The 20,896-nt window shown below is 57.9% G+C and carries 20 protein-coding genes; 9 read left to right on the top strand and 11 right to left on the bottom strand.

Annotated features, from left to right (window positions below):
- Window positions 1-21 precede the first annotated feature (21 nt).
- Complete coding sequence (locus tag ACR0B3_RS15665; RefSeq protein WP_480809990.1) at window positions 22-792, top strand: MlaA family lipoprotein; 771 nt, start codon at window positions 22-24, stop codon at window positions 790-792.
- Window positions 782-1,390, top strand: a complete 609-nt coding sequence (locus tag ACR0B3_RS15660) for an MlaC/ttg2D family ABC transporter substrate-binding protein (RefSeq protein WP_480809910.1) — start codon at window positions 782-784, stop codon at window positions 1,388-1,390. Before ACR0B3_RS15665 ends, ACR0B3_RS15660 begins: the two co-directional genes overlap by 11 nt.
- A gap of 55 nt (window positions 1,391-1,445) precedes the next feature.
- Here the strand turns inward: ACR0B3_RS15660 and ACR0B3_RS15655 are convergent, their stop codons facing one another.
- The 5 genes from ACR0B3_RS15655 to ACR0B3_RS15635 all read right to left on the bottom strand — a co-directional run bounded on the left by ACR0B3_RS15655 (window position 1,446) and on the right by ACR0B3_RS15635 (window position 6,512).
- Window positions 1,446-2,258: a methyltransferase domain-containing protein gene (locus ACR0B3_RS15655; RefSeq protein ID WP_480809909.1), complete on the bottom strand. Its 813-nt coding sequence runs from the start codon at window positions 2,256-2,258 to the stop codon at window positions 1,446-1,448.
- A gap of 84 nt (window positions 2,259-2,342) precedes the next feature.
- Window positions 2,343-3,440, bottom strand: a complete 1,098-nt coding sequence (locus ACR0B3_RS15650) for a sn-glycerol-3-phosphate ABC transporter ATP-binding protein UgpC (protein ID WP_170684312.1) — start codon at window positions 3,438-3,440, stop codon at window positions 2,343-2,345.
- 5 nt (window positions 3,441-3,445) lie between these two features.
- Window positions 3,446-4,345 carry a carbohydrate ABC transporter permease gene (locus tag ACR0B3_RS15645; RefSeq protein WP_170819189.1) on the bottom strand — a complete coding sequence of 300 codons (900 nt, stop codon included), beginning with the start codon at window positions 4,343-4,345 and terminating at the stop codon, window positions 3,446-3,448.
- Entirely contained in the window at window positions 4,338-5,210 is an 873-nt protein-coding gene (locus ACR0B3_RS15640; RefSeq protein WP_170684314.1) for a carbohydrate ABC transporter permease, read from the bottom strand. The genes ACR0B3_RS15645 and ACR0B3_RS15640 overlap by 8 nt, the downstream gene beginning before the upstream one ends.
- 57 nt (window positions 5,211-5,267) lie before the next feature.
- The gene (locus ACR0B3_RS15635) at window positions 5,268-6,512 is read right to left on the bottom strand and encodes an ABC transporter substrate-binding protein (RefSeq protein ID WP_170684315.1); all 1,245 of its coding nucleotides are present in this window, start codon (window positions 6,510-6,512) and stop codon (window positions 5,268-5,270) included.
- Window positions 6,513-6,729: 217 nt separating this feature from the next.
- Here ACR0B3_RS15635 and ACR0B3_RS15630 point away from each other — a divergent pair, with 217 nt between their 5' ends.
- Both ACR0B3_RS15630 and ACR0B3_RS15625 read left to right on the top strand, forming a co-directional pair.
- The gene (locus ACR0B3_RS15630) at window positions 6,730-7,467 is read left to right on the top strand and encodes a response regulator transcription factor (RefSeq protein WP_480809908.1); all 738 of its coding nucleotides are present in this window, start codon (window positions 6,730-6,732) and stop codon (window positions 7,465-7,467) included.
- Entirely contained in the window at window positions 7,464-8,906 is a 1,443-nt protein-coding gene (locus ACR0B3_RS15625) for a sensor histidine kinase (protein ID WP_480809907.1), read from the top strand. The genes ACR0B3_RS15630 and ACR0B3_RS15625 overlap by 4 nt, the downstream gene beginning before the upstream one ends.
- A 2-nt stretch (window positions 8,907-8,908) precedes the next feature.
- On the opposite strand, the gene fliP is transcribed toward ACR0B3_RS15625, so the two are convergent.
- From fliP to fliF, 4 genes are read right to left on the bottom strand one after another with little or no spacing between them, the layout of a single operon-like run.
- Window positions 8,909-9,637 (bottom strand): flagellar type III secretion system pore protein FliP, encoded by a 729-nt coding sequence (gene fliP, locus ACR0B3_RS15620; protein ID WP_480809906.1) that lies wholly within the window; start codon window positions 9,635-9,637, stop codon window positions 8,909-8,911.
- Entirely contained in the window at window positions 9,634-9,921 is a 288-nt protein-coding gene (locus tag ACR0B3_RS15615) for a FliM/FliN family flagellar motor C-terminal domain-containing protein (RefSeq protein ID WP_170684319.1), read from the bottom strand. The genes fliP and ACR0B3_RS15615 overlap by 4 nt, the downstream gene beginning before the upstream one ends.
- On the bottom strand, window positions 9,914-10,510 hold the full coding sequence (locus ACR0B3_RS15610) for an ABC transporter ATP-binding protein (RefSeq protein ID WP_170761513.1): 597 nt from the start codon (window positions 10,508-10,510) through the stop codon (window positions 9,914-9,916). The genes ACR0B3_RS15615 and ACR0B3_RS15610 overlap by 8 nt, the downstream gene beginning before the upstream one ends.
- Entirely contained in the window at window positions 10,510-12,099 is a 1,590-nt protein-coding gene (fliF, locus tag ACR0B3_RS15605) for a flagellar basal-body MS-ring/collar protein FliF (RefSeq protein WP_480809905.1), read from the bottom strand. Before fliF ends, ACR0B3_RS15610 begins: the two co-directional genes overlap by 1 nt.
- 119 nt (window positions 12,100-12,218) lie before the next feature.
- On the opposite strand from fliF, the gene ACR0B3_RS15600 reads away from it, so the two are divergent.
- Genes ACR0B3_RS15600 through ACR0B3_RS15580 form a run of 5 tightly spaced genes read left to right on the top strand, consistent with a single transcriptional unit; the run spans window position 12,219 to window position 16,915 of the window.
- Complete coding sequence (locus tag ACR0B3_RS15600; protein WP_480809904.1) at window positions 12,219-12,716, top strand: flagellar basal body-associated FliL family protein; 498 nt, start codon at window positions 12,219-12,221, stop codon at window positions 12,714-12,716.
- A 9-nt stretch (window positions 12,717-12,725) separates the two neighbouring features.
- Window positions 12,726-13,247: a hypothetical protein gene (locus tag ACR0B3_RS15595; protein WP_480809903.1), complete on the top strand. Its 522-nt coding sequence runs from the start codon at window positions 12,726-12,728 to the stop codon at window positions 13,245-13,247.
- Complete coding sequence (locus tag ACR0B3_RS15590) at window positions 13,247-13,840, top strand: MotE family protein (RefSeq protein ID WP_480809902.1); 594 nt, start codon at window positions 13,247-13,249, stop codon at window positions 13,838-13,840. The genes ACR0B3_RS15595 and ACR0B3_RS15590 overlap by 1 nt, the downstream gene beginning before the upstream one ends.
- A 46-nt stretch (window positions 13,841-13,886) precedes the next feature.
- Window positions 13,887-14,756, top strand: coding sequence for a flagellar motor stator protein MotA (motA, locus tag ACR0B3_RS15585; RefSeq protein ID WP_480809901.1), 870 nt, complete (start codon window positions 13,887-13,889; stop codon window positions 14,754-14,756).
- Window positions 14,753-16,915 carry a hypothetical protein gene (locus ACR0B3_RS15580; RefSeq protein ID WP_480809900.1) on the top strand — a complete coding sequence of 721 codons (2,163 nt, stop codon included), beginning with the start codon at window positions 14,753-14,755 and terminating at the stop codon, window positions 16,913-16,915. Before motA ends, ACR0B3_RS15580 begins: the two co-directional genes overlap by 4 nt.
- 89 nt (window positions 16,916-17,004) lie before the next feature.
- Here the strand turns inward: ACR0B3_RS15580 and ACR0B3_RS15575 are convergent, their stop codons facing one another.
- Both ACR0B3_RS15575 and ACR0B3_RS15570 read right to left on the bottom strand, forming a co-directional pair.
- On the bottom strand, window positions 17,005-18,357 hold the full coding sequence (locus ACR0B3_RS15575; RefSeq protein ID WP_480809899.1) for an MmgE/PrpD family protein: 1,353 nt from the start codon (window positions 18,355-18,357) through the stop codon (window positions 17,005-17,007).
- Window positions 18,354-20,795: a GcvT family protein gene (locus ACR0B3_RS15570; protein WP_480809898.1), complete on the bottom strand. Its 2,442-nt coding sequence runs from the start codon at window positions 20,793-20,795 to the stop codon at window positions 18,354-18,356. Before ACR0B3_RS15570 ends, ACR0B3_RS15575 begins: the two co-directional genes overlap by 4 nt.
- Window positions 20,796-20,896: the final 101 nt, after the last annotated feature.

Below are 20,896 nucleotides of genomic sequence, written 5' to 3'. Positions count from 1 at the left end.
CACCTGATCATTCTAGCCCTCATGTCGGTTTTGTCGGCCTGCGCGACACAGCCTCAGGACGCAGCGGCACGGGGTGAGATTTTTGACCCCTATGAAGGGACCAACCGCGGCATTCACAAGTTCAATCTGGGCGTGGACCGTTTCTTGTTCCGGCCGGCCTCGAAAGGCTATGTGAAGATCGTGCCCGATCCCATGGTCACCAGTTTTAATCACTTTGCCGAAAACCTGACGATGCCCGGGCAGGCGCTGGATTATCTGCTGCAAGGCAATCTGAAACAGTCCGGCAATGCGCTGCTGCGCTTTCTGATCAACTCGACCGTGGGTGGCTTTGGCCTGTCCGCCCCAGCGGATGAGCTGAACCTGCCGCCTGTAGATACCGATTTCGGTGAAACGCTGCATGTCTGGGGCGTGGGCGAAGGTGCCTATGTGGAACTACCCTTCTACGGTCCGTCAACCGCGCGCGATGCGGTTGGCGTTGTGGTCAACCTGTTCTCGAACCCGATCAACTTTAGCCCGACCCGCCCGGTCGACAATATCGGTGTCTATGCCGAAGTCGTGCGGCGCATGGGGGATCGCGGAAGGTTCTCGGACACGGTTGATTCGATTCTGTATGAAAGTGCAGACAGTTACGCGCAGGCGCGCACGATCTATTTGCAAAACCGCCGCTTTGAACTGGCAAGGGATGATGAGGACGCCTATCTGGGTCTGTATGACGATCCCTACGCCACCACCGGGACCGACCCTGTCAGAGACCCCTATCTTGACCCGTATGAGGACCCCTATGCTGAATAACCTGTTGAACCGACGTCGTTTTGTGGCCACTGCCCTGACCGGGATGACAGTTGCCGCATTGCCTCTGCCCGCCTTTGCGCTGACCGAAGCACAGGCCAAGCAACTGGTCAACAGCGTGGTTGCGGATATCACGCGCATCATCGACTCGGGCAAATCCGAGAACGCCATGCTGCGCGATTTCCAGAAGATTTTCGTGCAATACGGTGATGTGCCAATCATGGCCCGCTATGCACTGGGGGCGGATGCCCGCACAGCATCCTCGGCGCAATTGCGTCAGTTCACCAAGGCGTTCGAGGGCTATATCTCGCGCAAATACGGTCGCCGATTCCGCGAGTTCATCGGCGGAGAAGTCACCGTGCGCGATGCCCGTAAAATCAAGACAGGCTACGAGGTCAGAACCTCGGTCAAACTGCGTGGCTCTTCCCCGTTCGAAGTAACCTTCCTTGTGTCTGACAAATCGGGGCGCGGCAAGTTCTACAACATGTTCATCGAAGGCGTGAACCTGCTGCTGACCGAACGCACCGAAATCGGCGCCATGCTGGATGCGCGCGGCGGCGATCTGAACCGTCTGATCAAGGATCTGGGTAAGACAGGGTAAGCAAAGTTTCTAACCCAAACCAGCCATCGCCCGGCCCGTCCGCGCGGTGGCTTTCTTATTCAGGGGCAGGCTTTTGCGCGATCTGACTGACATAGGACATGTAGCCAAAAAACGTATTTGCTGAAACACGCGCCCGGGCCTCGGATTTCAGCGCCTGCGCCGTTTCGGGATGTAGCAACCCAGTTTCCGCCATTCGGTCCGCACCCCGGTCAATGACGGTGAGGAAGTAAGTCGCCTCGCCCTCGGCCACATAGCCGTGCCCCCGGCGACGGCCCAGTTCAAACCCGGCCTGCGTCAGCAATCCGCCGATCTGACGCATGATCCAAAGGTTGGTGACGTTCTGATTGATCATGAATCGGACAAGCTGATCCAAAGGATCAAAATCGGCGATCTGTGCGGTGGCGGTGTCATAATCCCCATCGCAAATCGCAAATATCCCACCGGGTTTCAGTATCCGAAACGCCTCGGAAATAACATCTTCAGCACCCGGTACATGGCACAATAGGGTGTGCGCCAGAACAAGGTCTACCGAGTTGTCTTCAAGGCCGGTCGCCTTGGCATCACCGGTCTCAAAAACGAGGGCACCTTCGTTTGCAAAGCTGTTGCGGGCACGTTCGACCATGACCGGCGAAGGCTCTATGCCCAGCGCGCGCTCCACACCGGCGACCGACAACAGCTCAAGCGTGACGTGGCCGGTGCCAGAGCCCAACTCAACCGCGAAACCCCCATTCGGGACACTCAGCTCGCTTAGGTAAGCCTCTCGGATTTCTTTTTGCGCCGGTTCCAGACACCGGGCTTCCATCGCCTCAGCGATACGTTCCTGAATCGAGATGTCTTGGCCAGCAAGATCGGAGTATGGATCGGACATAGCGCGCCTCCCATCGCTATGTCCGAAGTTTAGCACATTTCAAAGTGACCGGCCAAAACCGACCACGTTTGATGTGCTGCGGCTTTAGTTCAGCCGTTCACCCGTTTCCTTGGCAAAGTAAGACACCTTGCTCATGTCAAAGGCGAGGTTCAGCATCTGGCCCGCCTGCGCGCTGGTTTCGGCATGCAGGCGCGCCGTGACCTGTTTGCCGCCGAGTTCCGAGACCACGTAGGTATCGGCCCCCGCGGGTTCGACCATATCGACCATACAGGCGGCCTCTTGCACGCCCGCACCGGCGCGGAAACCGGCTTCGGCGATGTCTTCCGGGCGCAGACCTAGGATCACATCCTGCGGCAGTTCCGGCGCGCGCGCATCGGTTAAGACCAGCGTATCCCCGGTTTCCCGCGCGATTGAAATCTGCGTCCCCGATCCGTTGTTCGACGCCTGCGCCGGGATCAGATTCATCGCCGGAGAGCCCATGAAGTCGGCCACGAACAGGTTGGCCGGGTTGTTGTAGATTTCGGCCGGAGTTCCGATCTGCTGTACGATCCCGCCTTTCAGCACAACGATCTTGGTGGCCAGCGTCATCGCCTCGATCTGATCGTGGGTGACGTAGACAATCGATGCATCCAGCGTCTGGTGCAGCTTCTTGATCTCGGTCCGCATTTCGACCCGCAGCTTGGCGTCAAGGTTCGACAGCGGTTCATCGAACAGGAACAGCTTGGGATCGCGCACCAGCGCCCGGCCCATCGCCACGCGCTGACGCTGACCGCCCGAGAGTTGGCTGGGGCGGCGATTCAACAGCGGTTCGATCTGCAGCAGCGACGCGACCTCTTTCAGCTTGGCCTCCTGCGTGGCCTGATCGACCCCACGCACTTTCATGCCGAATGTGATGTTCTTGGCCACCGACATGGTCGGGTACAATGCATAAGACTGGAACACCATCGCGATGTCGCGGTCCTTGGGGCTGACGTGAGTCATGTCATTACCGCCGATGGACAAGGTGCCGCCGGTGATCTCCTCAAGCCCTGCAATGCAGTTCAGCAGGGTGGACTTACCGCAGCCCGAGGGGCCAACCAGCACCAGGAAGTCGCCCGGTTCGATCGAGATGTTGATGTCTTTCAGAATCTCGGTCGCGCCGTAATTCTTGTACAGATTGTTGATATCAAGGATGGGAGCCATGGGTCTTATCCCTTCACTGAGCCAGCGGTCAGGCCGCGGATGAAATACTTACCGGCAACGACATAGACGAGCAGCGTCGGCAGGCCCGCGATGATCGCGGCAGCCATGTCGACGTTGTATTCTTTGACGCCGGTGGTGGAGTTTACGATGTTGTTGAGCGCCACGGTCACGGGCTGTGTCCCCGCCTGGCTGAACGATACGCCAAACAGGAAGTCGTTCCAGATTTGCGTGAACTGCCAGATCACAGTCACCACGATGATGGGCAGCGACAGCGGCAGGAAGATCGACCAGAAGATCCGCATGAACCCTGCCCCATCAACGCGCGCTGCCTTGGTCAGCTCGGACGGAATGGTGACATAATAGTTGCGGAAGAACAGCGTGGTGAAGCCCAACCCGTAGATCACGTGGACGAAGATCAGGCCCGGAATGGTGCCTGCAATGCCCATCATGCCCAGCAGACGCGCCATCGGCAGCAGAACAACCTGGAACGGGATGAAGCAGCCAAACAGCATCAACGAGAAGATGATGTTGGCCCCTTTGAACCGCCATTGCGCCACGACATAGCCATTCAGCGCACCCAACAGGGTCGAGATCGCCACCGCAGGCACCGCGATCAGAACCGAGTTCCAGAAGTAAGGTCGCAGCCCTTCGCACTGGATACCGGTGCAAGCGCCGGACCACGCGGTTTTCCAGGCATCGAAGCTGACTTCGCGTGGCAGTGAGATCAGCGAGCCAGTACGGATTTCCTCAAGGCTCTTCAGCGATGTGGTCAACATCACGAACAGCGGCATCAGGTAATACAGCGCGAAGAGGCCCAGCAGGACATAAAGCAGCCAACGCAGGGCAATCTTGCCAGTGGCGCTCTGGGTGCGGGTTTCGGTTTGGGGCATCGACAGATCAGTCATTTTTCGCCCTCAGCTCTGAGTAAAGATAGGGAACCACGATGGCAAAGACGACCAGCATCATGATCATCGCGGATGAAGCCGCCTGACCAATATCGCCGCGCGAAAACGCCATGGCGTACATGTAGGTCGCTGGCAGATCGGTCGCGTAGCCCGGACCGCCACCCGTCAGGGCGATGACAAGGTCAAAGCTTTTGATCGCGAGATGCGCCAACACGATGAAGGCTGACAGAAAGATCGGGGCCATCGAAGGGATGATGATCGCAGTATAGATGCGCCATGTGGGGATACCATCCACCTGCGCGGCCTTGATAATCTCACCATCAACCGACCTCAAACCGGCCAGAAACAGCGCCATGACGAAGCCCGAGCTTTGCCAGATCGCGGCCATCACGATGGTGTAGATGGCGTAATCAGGGTTCACCAGCCAATCGAATTCGAAATTTGTGAAGCCCCAGCCTTGCACCATGGATTCAATGCCCAAACCTGGGTTCAAAATCCACTTCCACGCCGTGCCGGTCACAATCATCGACAGCGCCATGGGGTAAAGGTAGATCGTGCGAATGGCCCCTTCGACGCGGATCTTCTGATCCAGCAGGATGGCCAGCAACAAGCCCAGCACCATCGCGATCACGATGAACAGCGCGCCAAAGATGTAAAGGTTATTGATTGCCGTGTCCCAGCGGGGGGACTCGAACAGGCGTTCATATTGAATGAAACCTTTGATCTCGTATTTCGGTAGTAGTTTCGATCGGGTCAGCGACACCCATGCGGTCCATCCGATAAATCCGTAGACAAAGATCAATACGGCGATGAACGACGGTGCCAGCACCACCTTGGGCAGGTGGTTTTCCAGCCATTCGGACATTTTAGCCTCCGGGGAAAGGTGCTCTGCCCCTCACTATAGGGGGCAGAGCGATTTGGATCAGTAGCTGTTTGCCACTGCGGCCGACAGTTGCTGAACTGCGTCAGCTGACGACATATCCGAGTTGAAATGCGCGGTCACAACATCAGTGATCGCACCAGACTGCGCACCGCGCAGTGCCATGCCATGAGCGTAAGACGGCAGGAGCGAGCCACCTGCCGAGGTCGAGCCCATATCTTCGGCCGACAGGTTGGCGCAGATGTCAAAATCTTCCAGACCTACATCGGTCCGGGCAGGGATCGAACCTTTGTTCAGGTTGAACACTTTCTGGAAGTTCGGCGCGACGATCAGCTTGGCCAGAAGGTCCTGACCGGCTTTCTTATCGTCACCTTCCACATCGAACATGGCAAAGCTATCGACGTTGTACAGATATCCGTCACCGGGGGTCGAGGCGCACAGAAAATCTTCGCCGGGCTTCTTGCCTGCAGCCAGGAATTCGCCCTTGGCCCAGTCGCCCATGATCTGGAACGCCGCCTCACCGTTCATGACCATCGCGGTGGCCAAGTTCCAGTCGCGGCCCGAGAAGTTCTCGTCCACATAGCCACGCAGGGTGCGCATCTGGTCAAAGACTTGAACCATCGTATCCGAGGTCAGCGCTTCGGGGTCCAGATCAACCAGCGCTTTCTGGAAGAACTCAGGTCCACCAATGCCCAGAACCACGGTCTCGAATACAGTTGCGTCCTGCCATGCCTGACCACCATGGGCCAGCGGGATCACACCGGCGGCCTGCAGCTTGTCAGCGGCGGCGTTGAATTCGTCCCAAGTGGTCGGCATCTCGATGCCGTTGGCGGCCAGAACATCCGCATTGGCCCAAATCCAGTCCACGCGGTGCACGTTCACAGGTGCCGCACACCATGTGCCTTCGCACTGCATGTGGCCAGCGATTGAAGCAGGCAGAACGTCCGCCCAGCCTTCGGCCTCGGCCACTGATGAGATGTCAGCGAGAACGCCTTCTTCGTACCATTCCTGAATGGCAGGGCCTTTCAACTGAACAGCAGTCGGCGCGTTGCCCGCCAGAACGCGAGCGCGCAGCGCGGTCATCGCCGCATCACCGCCACCGCCCGCGACCGGCATATCGGTCCAGGTGCCGCCGTTCGAGGCAAACTCTTCCTGCAATACCGCGACCGATTTCGCCTCGCCACCCGACGTCCACCAATGCAGAACCTCAGCCTGTGGTTCGGCCACAACAGCCGATCCGGCGACAATGGCCAGACCCGACACAGTGGCAAATGCAAAACGCTTCATTTTTTGGTCTCCTCCCTGAGAACTCTGTGCCACCCATTAGGCGGCGATGCTCGATATAGCGCTAACAGATTGTCGCCTGGCAACGCGAAATCCCAAGCAAAACCCTGACAAGCTGGAAATTTTCACCGCTTTTGTTACCCCGTGTTACGTTGGGCTTGAATCCGTTTCCATTCGTTACAATTGGCGAACGCGGAGGAAAATGAGGAGGAGAATCAGAGTGGGCATTCCCCGGCTCTTGGTGGTGGACGACGATTCAGAGATGCGGTCGATGATGACCCAGTTCTTTCAGCAGAACGGGTATATCGCGCTGCCCGCCTGTTCCGAACATGAAATTCGCACGCATCTGACCTCGGGCCGGATCGATCTGATCCTGCTGGACGTGATGCTGGGCGATGAGAATGGCGTTGAGATTTGCGCACGGTTGCGAGCCGAGCAGGATGTACCGATCATTCTGGTTTCGGCCCTGTCGGCGGATCATCAGCGTATGGCGGGTTATGAGGTTGGTGCGGATGATTACATTGCCAAGCCGTTCAACCCGCAGCTTTTGCTGGCCCGGGTCCGTGCGGTAATGCAGCGGGCGCAACGCACCCCTTCGTTGGCTTACCGCCGCCGCACCCGCACCTTTCACTTTGACGGGTGGGTCTTTGACGGCAAACGGGACGAGGTGCATTCGCCCGAGGGCTATCTGGTTTCGCTGTCGCAACGCGAAACCGCCCTGTTGAAAGTGCTGCTCGCCAACCCGCATATCCCGCTGACCCGGGATGAGATCGCTGCCGCACTGGATGTCACCGGTGAGGCCGACAAGCCCGAGGCGCAAGGCCGCGCGATTGACATGCTGGTGGGGCGGCTACGGTCGAAAATCGAAGCCAATCCAAAAGAACCGCAGATGCTGCGCACCGAACGTGGGGTCGGATATCTCTTTACCGCCAATGTCACGGTGGACGAGGACGCATGACCCTGCGGTTGCGCAGTTTTGGATGGGTCTGGACCCTGTCCGCCTTTGCGGCCGGGCTGGTCGCCGCCGGGATGTGGTTCGCATCAGCTCAGGCGTGGAACCGGTATTTAACCAACGCCTTTGTTGCTGGATTCACGGTTTATGAAGATCTGCGAACGGGTATGGCGCCGCCACCCGGCCTGTCTATTTCCCCCTTGCCTGCCTCGGCCGCCACGCTGGCGGATAGCGGGGATTTCCAGCAAATTCCCGGCTTCTCAGGCCGCAGCTTTGTCACCAATCTGTCGATTCTGACCGACAGTTCATCGCCTTTAAGCGGACGCGAACTAACGTTGGCGGTGTTGTCGGATCAATTGGTTTATCCGGTCTCAGACATTGTGTCGGGCAGCGATCAAACCGGCCCCGAAAAGATGGGCAACCTGACCCGCCTGCTGGCGACCTATTGCAGCGAGCCGATCCTGATCGCGCAATTCGGGCGCGGGGTCTGGCAGCAGGTCGATGGCACTGAAATCTGGGGCTGCAAGGCCGCGCCGGTTGATCTGCGCCTGCCCGCGATATTGCTGGGTGTTGTCGCACTGGCCGTATTGCTGACTTCGGTCGGAAATGTCTCGGACAGTTTCACACGGTTTGCGCAGGCCCTTGGCGACCGCAAGCGGCGCGGAGGGCCACAAAGCTATGATGCGGACGGGCCGGAAGAGCTGCGCGATATTGTTGCCGCTGTGAATGACCACCTGGATGCTGAGCGTGCACAGCTTGAGAAACGCGCCATTGTATTATCGGGCGTCAGCCACGATCTGGGTACGCCCGCCACCCGCGTCCGACTACGCGCAGCGCTGATTGCGGACGACGAGCTGCGCGAGAAGCTAGAGGCTGATGTGGACCAGATGACTGGCATGATCGAAAGCGTGCTGACCTATACGCGATCGGAACTAAGCGTCGAGGAGCCGCGCCAGATCTCCCTGACCTCGTTGGTCGAGTCGCTGGTGGCCGACTATCAGGACATGGATCGGCCCGTATCCCTTAAGGAGATTGAACCGGTGGCCGTCGAAGGCGCGCCTTCTGTCTTCATGTCGCGCCGTGGGCATGGGTCGCTACCGGAAACACGGCGCATTCTGGTGATGGGTCGCCCGATTTCCTTGAAACGCGCGCTGACGAACCTGATCGACAATGCGTTGAAATACGGTCGCCGTGCCGAAGTTGCGCTGGAAACCGATGCCCAAACTGCCACGATCATTGTCGAGGACAAGGGCACAGACATTTCAGTTCAAGATATCGAGGCTCTGCTGGCCCCGTTTCAGCGCGGATCAAACATCGGATCATCGGATGGGTTCGGATTGGGCCTGACCATCGCCAGCACCGTCGCCGAGCAGCATGGCGGGACGCTGAGCTTTGAAGCCGGAGAACAGGGATTGCGCGCCCGACTTCAGATCACCCGGCAATAGCGTCAGGGCACATAGCTGCGCACAAGCGCGCTGGCGATCAACGCCCAACCATCCGCGATCACAAAGAACGCGAGCTTGAACGGCAATGAAACCGTTGCCGGGGGCACCATCATCATCCCCATCGACATCAGCACCGCCGCAACGACAAGATCGATGATCAGGAATGGCAGAAAAATCAGAAACCCGATCTGAAACGCGCGCGCAATCTCTGACAGCATGAATGAGGGCATCAGAACAGACAGTGGTGTCTGAGGCGACAATTGCATCTCTGCGCCATCCGGGCGCAACGCCGCCATGGCCTGAAACGTATCAGCATCCAGACGCGCCGCCATGAAACCGCGAAATGGCTCTAATGCGCGCTCAAGCGCGGGCTCTACGTCGAGCGTTTCTTCGACCATTGGCTGAATCCCCGCCTCCCACGCTTCGGTAAAAACGGGTTCCATGATGAAGTAGGTCAAGAACAGCGCCAGACTGACAATCAGCATGTTGGGTGGCGATTGCTGCAGCCCGATCCCTTGCCGCAGGATCGCGAGTACCGTGATCAGGAACGGAAAACAGGTGATCATGATCGCCAGACCCGGTGCCAGGCTCAGCACAGTGATCAGCAGGATCAGTTGGATCGTTCGGGCCGAGATCGATCCGCCCTCGCCCAAGGACAGCGACAATTCCTGCGCTGCCCCACTTGAGGGTATGGCCAGCAACAGAGCCAGCCAGAACAGGTGGCGCATCATCCGATCCCGTTTTGCAGATCCGAGATCTCAGTAAGCCGCACGGCCAGTTGTCCGGCCTGATCCCCTTCCATCTCTTCCAACAGGCCGCGGGCAACCAACTGATCCCCGACATAGAGATCAACAGGATCCTCGATCCGCTTATCCAGCGTGAGAACGGCATTTTCGCCCATGTTCAGCAGATCACGGATCAGCGGCCGCGCCCGTCCGACCGATACGGTGACCTCAATCGGAACCGCCTCAAACGGGTTGGGTCTTTCGGGTTTTGTGGGTTGGGGGTCACTCATTTGACAATGCCTCTTTTGCTTCAAACAGATATGCGTCAAACGCTGTAGCGATAGACGAAAGCAGCGCGGCGCAATCCACCTCGCGCTGTGCCGTTCCGACCTGCAAACGCGCTTGCCCGGGTTCTAAGGACGGGTCCTCGGACACATGTGGGCGCGGCGAGAATTCAGGCGGCAGGATTGCTTCGACCTGCTCTGCCGTTCCGACCGGAACAGTGAGTTGCATCGGTTGCCCGATCTGCTCGCGCGCCATTTCGCTTAACTGCTCGGCCATCCGAGTGGCGAAACTGCGCTCGACGGTCTCAGGCAAAACAACTTGAACTAAGCTCTGGAACATAGGCTCCAGTGACAATGTCATGCGGGTCAAAGCTTCCTGATAGGTGAACGACAGATCGGACAGTGTTGCAGACAGATCAGAGCTAAGCTGTGCCCCGCCCTGCTCCTGTGCCTGAACCGCATCCTCCCAGCCTGCGCCATAGCCTTGTTCAAACGCGGCAAGACGTTGTTCTTCCAACGCGTCCTCATCCATGAGATGGACCGCAACACCCGCTGCCGGAGCGGTGAAATCTTCCAGGAGATGAGCGATCGACATCACACCTTCTCCTCGCCTTCTTCAAGCCAGCTGCGCAGGATTTCGACCGTTTCTTCCTGCTTGTCGCCGATCATGGCGCGCAAACGGTCGACCGGATCTTCACCGCGCGTATTGGCAAGCGCCGGGACGTTCGGCAGTGCCGGATCCGGAAGAGGCGCAAAGTCCTGCGTGTCTGCGCTGGCAATCTCCCCTGTGAGATAGGCCGCGGGATCAGCATCAGTCGGTACGCCCGCTGGCAGTAGCGCCGGTACGGCGGACTTCATCAGGATCGGACGGATGACAAACAGACCCAATACAAGGGATACCAGCGCAAGAACCGCCATCTGGATCAGCGACATGACATCCAAATGGATCTTCTGCCAGATCGACGCCGATACCAGTGTGCCCTGTGGTTCGACCACAGGTAGATCGAGCGATTTCAGAGTGATCACATCGCCGCGCACAGCATTAAAACCAACCGCCGAGGCAACAAGTTCCTCAAGCGCATCCAGCTCGGATTGCGGCATGGGTTCAAAACTCTCGACACCATCTGCACCCACGGTTCGCGCGCCGTTGACCAGAACAGCAACTGTCAGGCGTTTGATCGCTCCGGGTGCGCGGTGCACTTCAAGCTCGGTCTCGGAAACCTCGTAATTTACCCGCTCGCGGGTCTGTGTGGCGTTTGAGTTGGATTCGTCGCCGCCGGCCCCATCCCCATCAGGCAGGTTCGAGGCCACGGTGACATCCGCCGATTGATTGCGCGCGCTATCGGATCGCTCTTCAACATCGGTGCTGATTGCAACACGACCCTTTGGATCAAAACGCCGCTCACGAATCGATTCCGTTTCGGTCACGGTGTCGACGCTGACTTCGACCACCGCGTTACCCGTGCCGACCCGAGCTTCAACCAGCCTCAAGACTTTTTCGCGCAGTTGGCGTGCCTTGTCATCTGCGGTATCCGCGGCCACAGCCGTATCTTGCACCCCAATCACGGCACCGTTTGAATCCACAACGGTGACATTTTCCGGCGCCAGCCCGCTTATGGCTGAGGCCACCAGAAACCGGATCGCCTTAGCCTGATCGCCCGTTATCTGCGCGCCCGAGGGCACCAGATAAACCGACGCAGTCGGTGCCACGCTGCGCTGAAATGGGTTGGCCGAGCCATTGGCAATATGGACCCGTGCCTGGCTGACATGCGGGCTGCCAACGATCGTACGCGCCAGTTCACCTTCTTTTGCACGCCAATACGCGGCATCAAACATCTGCGAGGTAGTGCCAAAGCCGCTGAGGGTATCGAGCAATTCGTATCCCCGATTGCCGTTTGCAGGCAGACCTTCGCTGGCCAAGGTCATGCGCAGCTCATCCCGCTGCGCACCCGGGACGTAGATCGAGCCACCGCGTATCTCGTAGGCAACACCGCGCTGATCCAGCGACCGCACGATATCGCCAGCCGCCCCGCTTTCGAGCCCGGCATAAAGCAGGTTCATCGACGGTGCTGTCACAAGTCGCGACATCGCGAGCACACCTAGAAACACCAGTGCAACCGCACCAGCTACGACAATTTGTTTACGCCTGTCCAAACTTGCCCAGACAGTTCCGATCTGCTGCACGCTCACCTCCGACTCACCGACATTCTGTGCGGCTCTGCCCTTGTTTGGACGATTGCCCTTAACAATCGGTTAGTCCCTGAGGGGTTATGACGGTTGCCGAACAAATAGATGAGGATGGCATGACCGACGCAACCGCAGATGAGGCAGAAGCCCCTAAGAAGTCAGGAAAAAAGGGCCTGTTGGTTGGCCTGATTCTGGCCATCGCGGGTGGTGCGGGGGGCTATTTCGTGACCGCGTCCGGCCTGTTGCCCATTGGGGTTGGTGAGAAGGCGAAAGAAACGGAAGCGAAGGGCGACGAGATTTCTGTAACAGCCCTTCCCGATGTGAAATTTGTCGATCTTCCGCCGGTGATCCTATCGGTCAGAACAGATGAATCGCGTCATCTGAAATTTCATGCACAGCTTGAGGTGAATGCGGGCCATGCCGCCGAAGTTGAAAAGATGCAGCCCCGAATCATGGATGTTCTGAACAGCTATCTGCGGGCGGTGGAATTAACCGATCTCGAAGACTCTTTGGCTTTGATGAGGATACGCGGGCACTTGCTGCGACGCATCGAAATCGTCGTGGGCGAAGGCCGCGTACGCGACGTTTTGGTGATGGAATTTGTGTTGAACTAGGAGGCGAAGGTGGAGCTGATTGCCGATATTCTGCTGGTGGCAGGTGCGCTTGGCGCGGGGTTGTATTGTTTCGTCCTTTCGCGGCGTCTGAAACGATTTACCGATCTGGAAAAAGGCGTGGGCGGTGCGGTTTCTGTTCTGTCCACTCAGGCCGAGGAATTACGCAATTCTCTGGATAGCGCGCGCCAGGCTTCTGACGATTCGGGGGTCGCGTTGCAGGCATTGACCGAGCGAGCGGAAACCGTTGCACAGCGATTGGAGCTGATGATGGCTTCGATGCATGATGTTGTGCAAGACGATCCGTCAGAACCCGAAACGCATGAGGATCACCCGGTTGATCGGTCAGATGAAGGCAGGGCGGATGAGATTTCGGACACGCCAAAGCACACACCTGCACCGGCAGTCGAGGCGCCCAAGGAAGAATCCGATCCACCTGCTGAGGCCGCAGAGGACACACCCGCGCCACCGGTAAAAAAACCCGAAGGGCTCATGTTCTTCCGACACGCCGCAACATCAGGCGGAGCGGCGTAATGATCCGAAGCAAAACCAAACCGCCAGCCCAACGCACCCGCGGGGGTGTTCTGACGGTCATCTCATTGCTGATGGTCGGCTCTGCAGTCATTCGGATCGGGCTTGAAGCCGGTCCAGCTCTGGCCCGCGGGGCTGATCCCGAAATGACCGCCCTGGACGGCGCTGAGAATCCAGAGGCCAGCGCAGCCGATCTGCAGGTTTTGCTGACAGAATTGCTGCGTCGTGAGGACGAACTGAACCGGCGCGAGAATACAATAATCGACCGAGAGCGGGCTTTGGACATCGCGGATGAGGCTATCGAAACCCGTCTGACCATGTTGCAAGAGGCCGAAGAAGCCCTGCGCGAAACGGTGGCGATTGCCGAAAAGGCCGCCGAAACCGATCTGACGCAACTGACCGACGTTTATCAGAGCATGAAACCCAAGGATGCCGCCGCTTTGTTCGAGACGATGGACGCTGTATTTGCGGCTGGTTTTCTATCCCGTATGCCGCCCGACGCAGCCGCCAACGTGATGGCCGGTCTCAGTCCCCAAGCTGCCTATACCATCAGCGTGATCATGGCCGGGCGCAACGCCCGTGCACCGCAGGAATAAAACCGATGCGTGATCAGCAATGCAACCCCACCACCGGAGATCTTTCATGATCGGAATCATCGGAATTGCCGTCATATTTGTCATGGTGTTCGGTGGCTATCTGGCCGCCGGTGGCAAGATGACCATCATCATGAAATCATTGCCTTTTGAGATGATGATGATCGGAGGGGCCGCCGTCGGCGCGTTTCTGATCAGCAATGATATGGGTGGCATCAAACATACCGCCAAGGATATCGCCAAAGTGTTCAAGGGGCCGAAATGGAAGCCCGAAGATTATCGCGATCTGCTGTGTCTTCTGTTTTCAATGATCAGAATCGCGCGTGCAAATCCGATCGAAGTTGAGCAACACATAGAAGAGCCGGAAAATTCGACGCTCTTTTCCAGTTACCCCAAAATTCAAGCCGATAAAGAGGCGGTGGATCTGATCTGCGACACCATGCGGTCGGCGGCGATGAATTATGACGATCCGCATCAGGTCGAAGAAGTTCTGGAAAAGCGGATGGAGGCCAATTTCCACCACGCCATGCACTCAAGCCACGCGCTGCAAACTGTTGCGGATGGGTTGCCAGCCCTCGGGATTGTGGCCGCCGTTCTGGGGGTGATCAAGACCATGGGCTCGATCGACCAGCCTCCGGAAGTTCTGGGGAAACTGATCGGCGGCGCGCTGGTTGGCACATTTCTGGGCGTTTTCCTCGCCTACGGGCTGGTCGGGCCCTTCGCGGGCAAGCTCAAAACCGTAGTCGAGGAGGACAACCATTTTTATCAGCTCATCAAAGAGGTTCTGGTGGCGAACCTGCACAACCACAATGCGGCGATGTGCATCGAAGTGGGCCGTCAGAACACGCCAACGCACAATCGCCCGGGCTTTTCCGAGCTTGAAGAGGCACTGAAGGAAATCAAACAGGCCGCAGCATGATCCGCTTACTAACATTGGTTCTGTTTGCCATTGGCACCGGCGTTTCCGCACAAAGCTTGCGCGTGCGTTCGGGCGAACATGATGGATATACACGTCTGGTGGTGCAGGTGCCTGCAGGTACAGAATGGGCTCTGGATCAAGGTCCGAATGGTGCTCAACTTCGTGTCGCAATAGATAACGCCGCGTTCGACACCACGTCGGTTTTCAATCGGCTGTCGGGCGGCAGGCTTCAATCGCTGGGTCAATCCGAACCGGGAGCCGCACTGGACATGACATTCGGATGTGAATGCGTGGCCACGGCATTTCTACACCGGCAAACCATGGTGGTGATAGATATCGGCCCAGGCAAGCCACCACCTGCAAGTGACACGCCGACGCCATTTGCATCGACGTCTGTTGAGAAAAAATCTGCAGTAGAGACTGCTTTCGCCGAAGTTCCAGCCGCCGCACTGGCGCTACCTTTGTTGGATCTGGATCAGCGAGATTTCGAACAGCAGCTGATATCGCGTATCCTGCAAAGCGCAGATCGAGAAGTCATAGACCTTGATCTTGCAGGCGTAGGGCGCAGGCACTCAACCGGATTTGGACCGTTGCGATCATCAGGGCAACCGGTATCAAATCTGCGCGTGTCATCAGTTCTCGATGACGTTTCAGGGCTGGCTCATCTGGCAATCCCGCAGATTGACGCCAAACCTGAATGTATCACCGATAGCGAATTGGCATTCGACACGTGGTCGGGCACTGGGCCGTTTTCTAAGGGCGTGGCAGATTTGCGGATTGGGCTGTTTCAGGAATTCGATCGGCTTGACCAAACACTCGCAATGGATCTGGCAAAGCTCTACACATATTTCGGATTTGGCGCCGAAGCGCTCCAAGCGCTGTCGCTGCAATCGGAATCCACGAGTGAACAGCACAGACTAGCGGTCATTGCATCTGTTATGGACACTTTGCCCACGCCAACGCCCAATCCCTTCGAAGGGCTGCAACGGTGCGAGGGAAGCACCGGGCTCTGGGCGCTTTTAAGCACCGGAGAACTGGATTCGGATGCCGATGTGAAGGCGATTGAACGCAGCTTTGGGCGGCTTCCGCAGCATCTTCGGCAGAATTTGGGCCCGGACTTGGCAGAGATTCTTGTTTCCGCGAACCAACTCGAAGCATCACGCCGCGTATTGCGCGCAGTAGAACGTGTGCTCGAAGTAAAGCCTGCCGACATAACGCTGATGAAAGCCAAAATCGCGGATGCAGAAGGCGACGCCGACACCGCTGAATCGCTGCTAGGCGAAGTTGTTTCCGATTCCAGCGCCGCAACCGAGGCACCACTGGCCTTGGCCCGCTTGATCGAGAAACGCTGGTCAGATCGGGGGACGGTATCACCCAAAGAGCTTGACCTCATCGCAAGCTATGCCCGTGAGCTTCGGAAAGCTGATCTTGGCCCAATGATGGCGCAAGCGCACACACTGGCTATGGCTTTGTCAAATGATTTTGCTGGTGCCATGGATGGACTTAAGGCCGCTCCAAAATCCCGCGAATGGCACAGAACAGGTGATCTAGTGCACCAGCTGCTTGCCGAGCGGGCAGATGACATCACCTTCCTGCGACATGTTTTGGCAATGACTGACAAGCAACGAAGTGCACTCACGCTCGGGGCTGTCGTCCCCATGGCAGAACGATTGGTCGATTTGGGATTTCCTGCGCAGGCCTATGCGTTGTCAAATCGCCCTCAGGATCGAGGACAAAAGTTTGATCGTGCACAGGTTCGAGCACGCGCTGCGCTTTTGAACGGTCGCCCGCGTCAGGCTCTACTAGAAATCGAGGAAGATGCGTCAGACAGTGCGCATGAGCTGCGTGCCCAAGCTATTGAAAAGGCTGGGGATTTCGAAGCGACCGCGCATGCGTTTCGGGAAATTGGCGAGACCGACGCGGCGGACCGCTATTCCTGGCTGGCCGGTACGGACGGCGAGGAAAGCGTTGGAACAAATGTCTTCGCCGATCTGACACGGATCAGAATGTCTCTGACCAATCCGATTGAGCGGCAGCCGGACAAGCCGCTATCGGATGCGGCAACGCTGTTGCAAGACAGTGCCATGGCGCGCGAACAGATCGCTGAAATGCTTGAGAAAGTGCAGGCTCATGCAACGGCCCAAACCCCAGAGGAATAGTTCATTTTCAATCTATTGCACTCGAGGTACACGCAGACGAGCTGTTGCCCCTAATCGGGTCTAATCAAGAGAATTTGGCAACTACTTCGTCAGCCTTCAGGTGGATCGTAGATAAGTTCGGCCAAGCCGGAAAAGCGCGACGTCACCTGAGGTAGCTCCAAAATGAGTTGGCAGATCTGATCTGCCCGCGATGATCCCAAGACCGGGGCTGCAAATTCAGTGAACTTGTCGATAATCTCTTGACGACTCAGCGGGTCCTCGGGACCACCGCGCGCGTTCAGGTCGCCAGAGTCATAGACGGATCCATCTGAGGTTTCGATCACCACATCCGCCCATCTTCCATCAGGGAACCGGGCCGAATGGCGCGGGTTCTCTGAAACGGTAATCTTTGACATCACTCTTGCCACGTCGGGATCCGACAGACCTGCGCCCGAGATTTGTTCAACCCCAATGCGACCATGCACCACCTGAGCGGCCGCGGCGAATGGCAGGGAGTATTGCGCTTGTGACGTGGTCTCCGGGTGGCCCGCAAACAAACAGGTCGCCTCGTGAAAGCTGTTGATACGAATTCGTTCGATCTGCTGATGCAACAAATTATGTTGCTGCATCAGCACCCGAACGCCATCAATTGCGGCGTGGGCCCAACGGCAGATCGGATAGGGTTTGATATATTGCTGCTCGACCTGCCAAACACTGCCCAGATCAACCCAATGCGGTGTCACCTCGGCGGCCTCGATGGTGATGGCGGGGGCGCCGGTAAATCCGCGTTCGGCCAAAACGGCCGACGACAGACCAACCAAGGCACCCCAGCCAGAGCCGTCATGCAACATGGTGGGGGTCGCGATCTCGCGCATCATCTGGCTGCGCGGCCCATGGAATTCGGCGATCCCTAACCCCTGGCGGAGCTGTTCGGGTGAATGACCGCGCAGGCGCGCCGCCATGGCAGCCACGCCCAACGCATTCCACGCCCCGGATGTATGATAATCCGTGACGGTAGCATGCAAAGAAAGCCCTGCCCGACCCGCGATTTCATACCCAACGATCAGCGCCGCAAGCGCGTCCGAACCTGTTAACTCGGGCGATCGTTCCGCCAGCGCAGCAAGCGCGGGAACCACGGCGACTCCGATATGCCCCTTGACCGGATTAAAGCCATCATGCGCATCCAGATTGTCAGTCTGTGTCGCAGTGGCATAGGCTGCACCGGCCAGACTGGCACGGCGGCCATCAAACAGCATCCGCGCGCTGAAATCGGGGTCTGAACTGGCATAGAGCAAAGTCGCAGTGTCACGCGCAATAACCCCCGCCTGCATCGGACCTGCCGCGATCAGAACGCCGAGCGTGTCTAGCAGCAACAACGCCGCCGTTTCCTTTGCAGATACAGGTATCTCTTCGGCCGTACGGGCTAGGACAAAATCACTGACCCGGTCGAATGTGTTCGTCATTGTGCAGGCTCTATCGCAGGGGATACTCCCCTAAGTTTCTGCCCCTTTGGATCGAATGGGGGCTCTGTGAGGATGCGCGCTTTGTGGGGGGCGCCGAGGATGAATATCTCGACAGTGTCGCCCGGTTTTGCCGCATTTGGGTTGGCATAGCCGAGGGCCAGGGATTTGCCGACCGAATAGCCATATGCGCCAGATGTTACACGCCCAACAGGGGTCCCATCGGGGGTAAAGATTGGCTCACCTCCGGTGGCATCTGCAGTTGAGGCTTCGACCTCAAAGACACACAAAACTTCGCGTGGAGCGTTGTCTTTAACTGCTAGATACGCGTCCTTGTGCAGGAAGTCCTTATCCAGCTTGATCAAACCGGCCAGGCCAACCTCTTGCGGCCAGTATTCCTGAGAATATTCCCGCCCCCAAGATCCATAGCCCTTTTCGATGCGCAGCGATCCCAACGCACGGCCACCCACCGGACCGCCGTTCAGGTCTTTGGCAGCTTCTAGAAGCGCGGAATAGAGCCTGATTTGATCGGAATCCGCGCAGTGCAGTTCCCAGCCGAGGTCGCCGGTAAAGCTGACGCGGATGGCCAGACAGGCGACGCCCGCCACCTCGATGCGACGTGAACGCATAAAGCGGAAGGCTTCATTCGACAGATCTGCGTTGGTCAGCCGCTGCAGCAGATCGCGCGCTTTGGGCCCGGCCACGTTGAAGCCTGCAATGCGATCGGTAGCGACCTCGAACGTGGTGCCTTCGGGTAGGTCGATCATGTTGAAAAAGCGCTGATGATACCGCTCGGCCATGCCCGAACCGATCATCATATATTCCTCATCGGCGACCTTTGTGATGGTGAAGTCACCTGCCACACCACCACGCACCGAGATAAGCGGCGTCAGACAGGACCGGCCAACCTCGGTTGGGACCCGGTTGGCGACTAGGGCGTCCAGCCAGTCGTATGCGCCCGGCCCCTTGATCACATAATTGGCGAAGTTAGAGATATCGATGACACCGACATGATCGCGCAGCATCTGCGCTTCGCGGCCCACGGGTTCCCACCAGTTTTGGCGTGTGAATCCATTAGTTTCCTGTGCGCCGGGCTGGTCCGCGAACCACAAGGGATGTTCCCAGCCGCAGTTCAGGCCAAAAACACAGCCCATATCCTTTTGCACCTCGTAGGCGGGGCGCACCCGGGCCGGGCGTCCGGCGCTGCGTTCTTCGTTGGGGAAATGGATAGCAAAGCGATGGGTATAGGCATCTTCGACCCGCGCCTTGGTAAAGGCCTTGTCGGCCCAATCACCGAACCGGGCCAGATCCCAGGCGAACATGTCGTATTGCGGCTCACCCTCGATCATCCATTGCGCTGACAATAGGCCCAGCCCGCCCGATTGCGAGAAACCGGGAATGATGCCGGTGCAGCAGAAATAGTTTTGCAGCTCGGGCACCGGGCCCCAGATCGCGTTGCTATCGGGCGACCAGATCATCGGCCCGTTGATCACCCGTTTGACGCCCGCCGTGGCGGCAACGGGTACACGTTCGGTTGCGCGGATGACGTTTTCCATGATCCGGTCCAGATCGTCAGGGAACAGGTCATGCGCAAAATCCAGCGGTGTGCCGTTTTCGGCCCAGAACTTCATGTCCTTTTCATAGGCACCGATGAGCAGCCCATTGCCTTCCTGACGGAAGTAATACTCGCCATCCCGGTCGGCGATCGAGGGCAGACGGCGGCCCAGATTGGCGACCTCGTCAATGGTTTCTGTGACAAAATACTGATGCTCAGTCGGCTGCAACGGCAATTCAATCCCGGCCATTGCCGCAACTTCACGCCCCCACAGACCGCCTGCGTTCACCACCCACTGGGTGTGGATATCACCTTTTTCGGTGCGCACGATCCAGGACCCATCTGGTTGCTGTTCAGTCCCTATTACGGGGCAAAACCGTTCAATCGTGGCCCCCATCGCGCGGGCACCAGCGGCATAGGCATGAGTCACGCCCGAAGGATCGACGTTGCCGCCATCGGGTTCGTACATGATGCAGCGAATATCATCGAACTGCGCCAGAGGGTGCAGCTCTTTGGCCTCTTCGCGGCTAATCTCATGGAAGTTCAAACCATAGAACCGCGCCTTCGCTTCTTGCAGGCGGAGCTGATGTTCACGGTCTTCGGTTTGCGCCAGATACAGCGAACCGGGTTGGAACACGCCGCAGCCTTGGCCGGTCGAGGCCTCAAGCTCTTTGTACAAATTCATTGTATAGTGCTGGATGCGGGTGATGTTGTTGTTGTCATGCAGCCCATGGATATTCGCCGCAGCATGCCAGGTTGAACCCGACGTCAACTCATCGCGTTCAAGCAACACCACATCTCGCCAGCCCAGTTTGGCCAGATGATACAAAATCGAGCAGCCAACAAGACCGCCCCCAATAACTACGGCCTGAGCATGCGTTTTCATGGTGAACTCCTGTTTGCGGTCTTGGCGCTTGCAGGAAAGTCAGCCACAGGTGGATGTCAGGTTATGCTCTGTTCCCGACGCGAAATGTCGGAAACAGAATC

Source organism: Ruegeria sp. CE9 (assembly GCF_056537425.1).
This window is presented reverse-complemented; position numbering and strand designations above follow the sequence as displayed.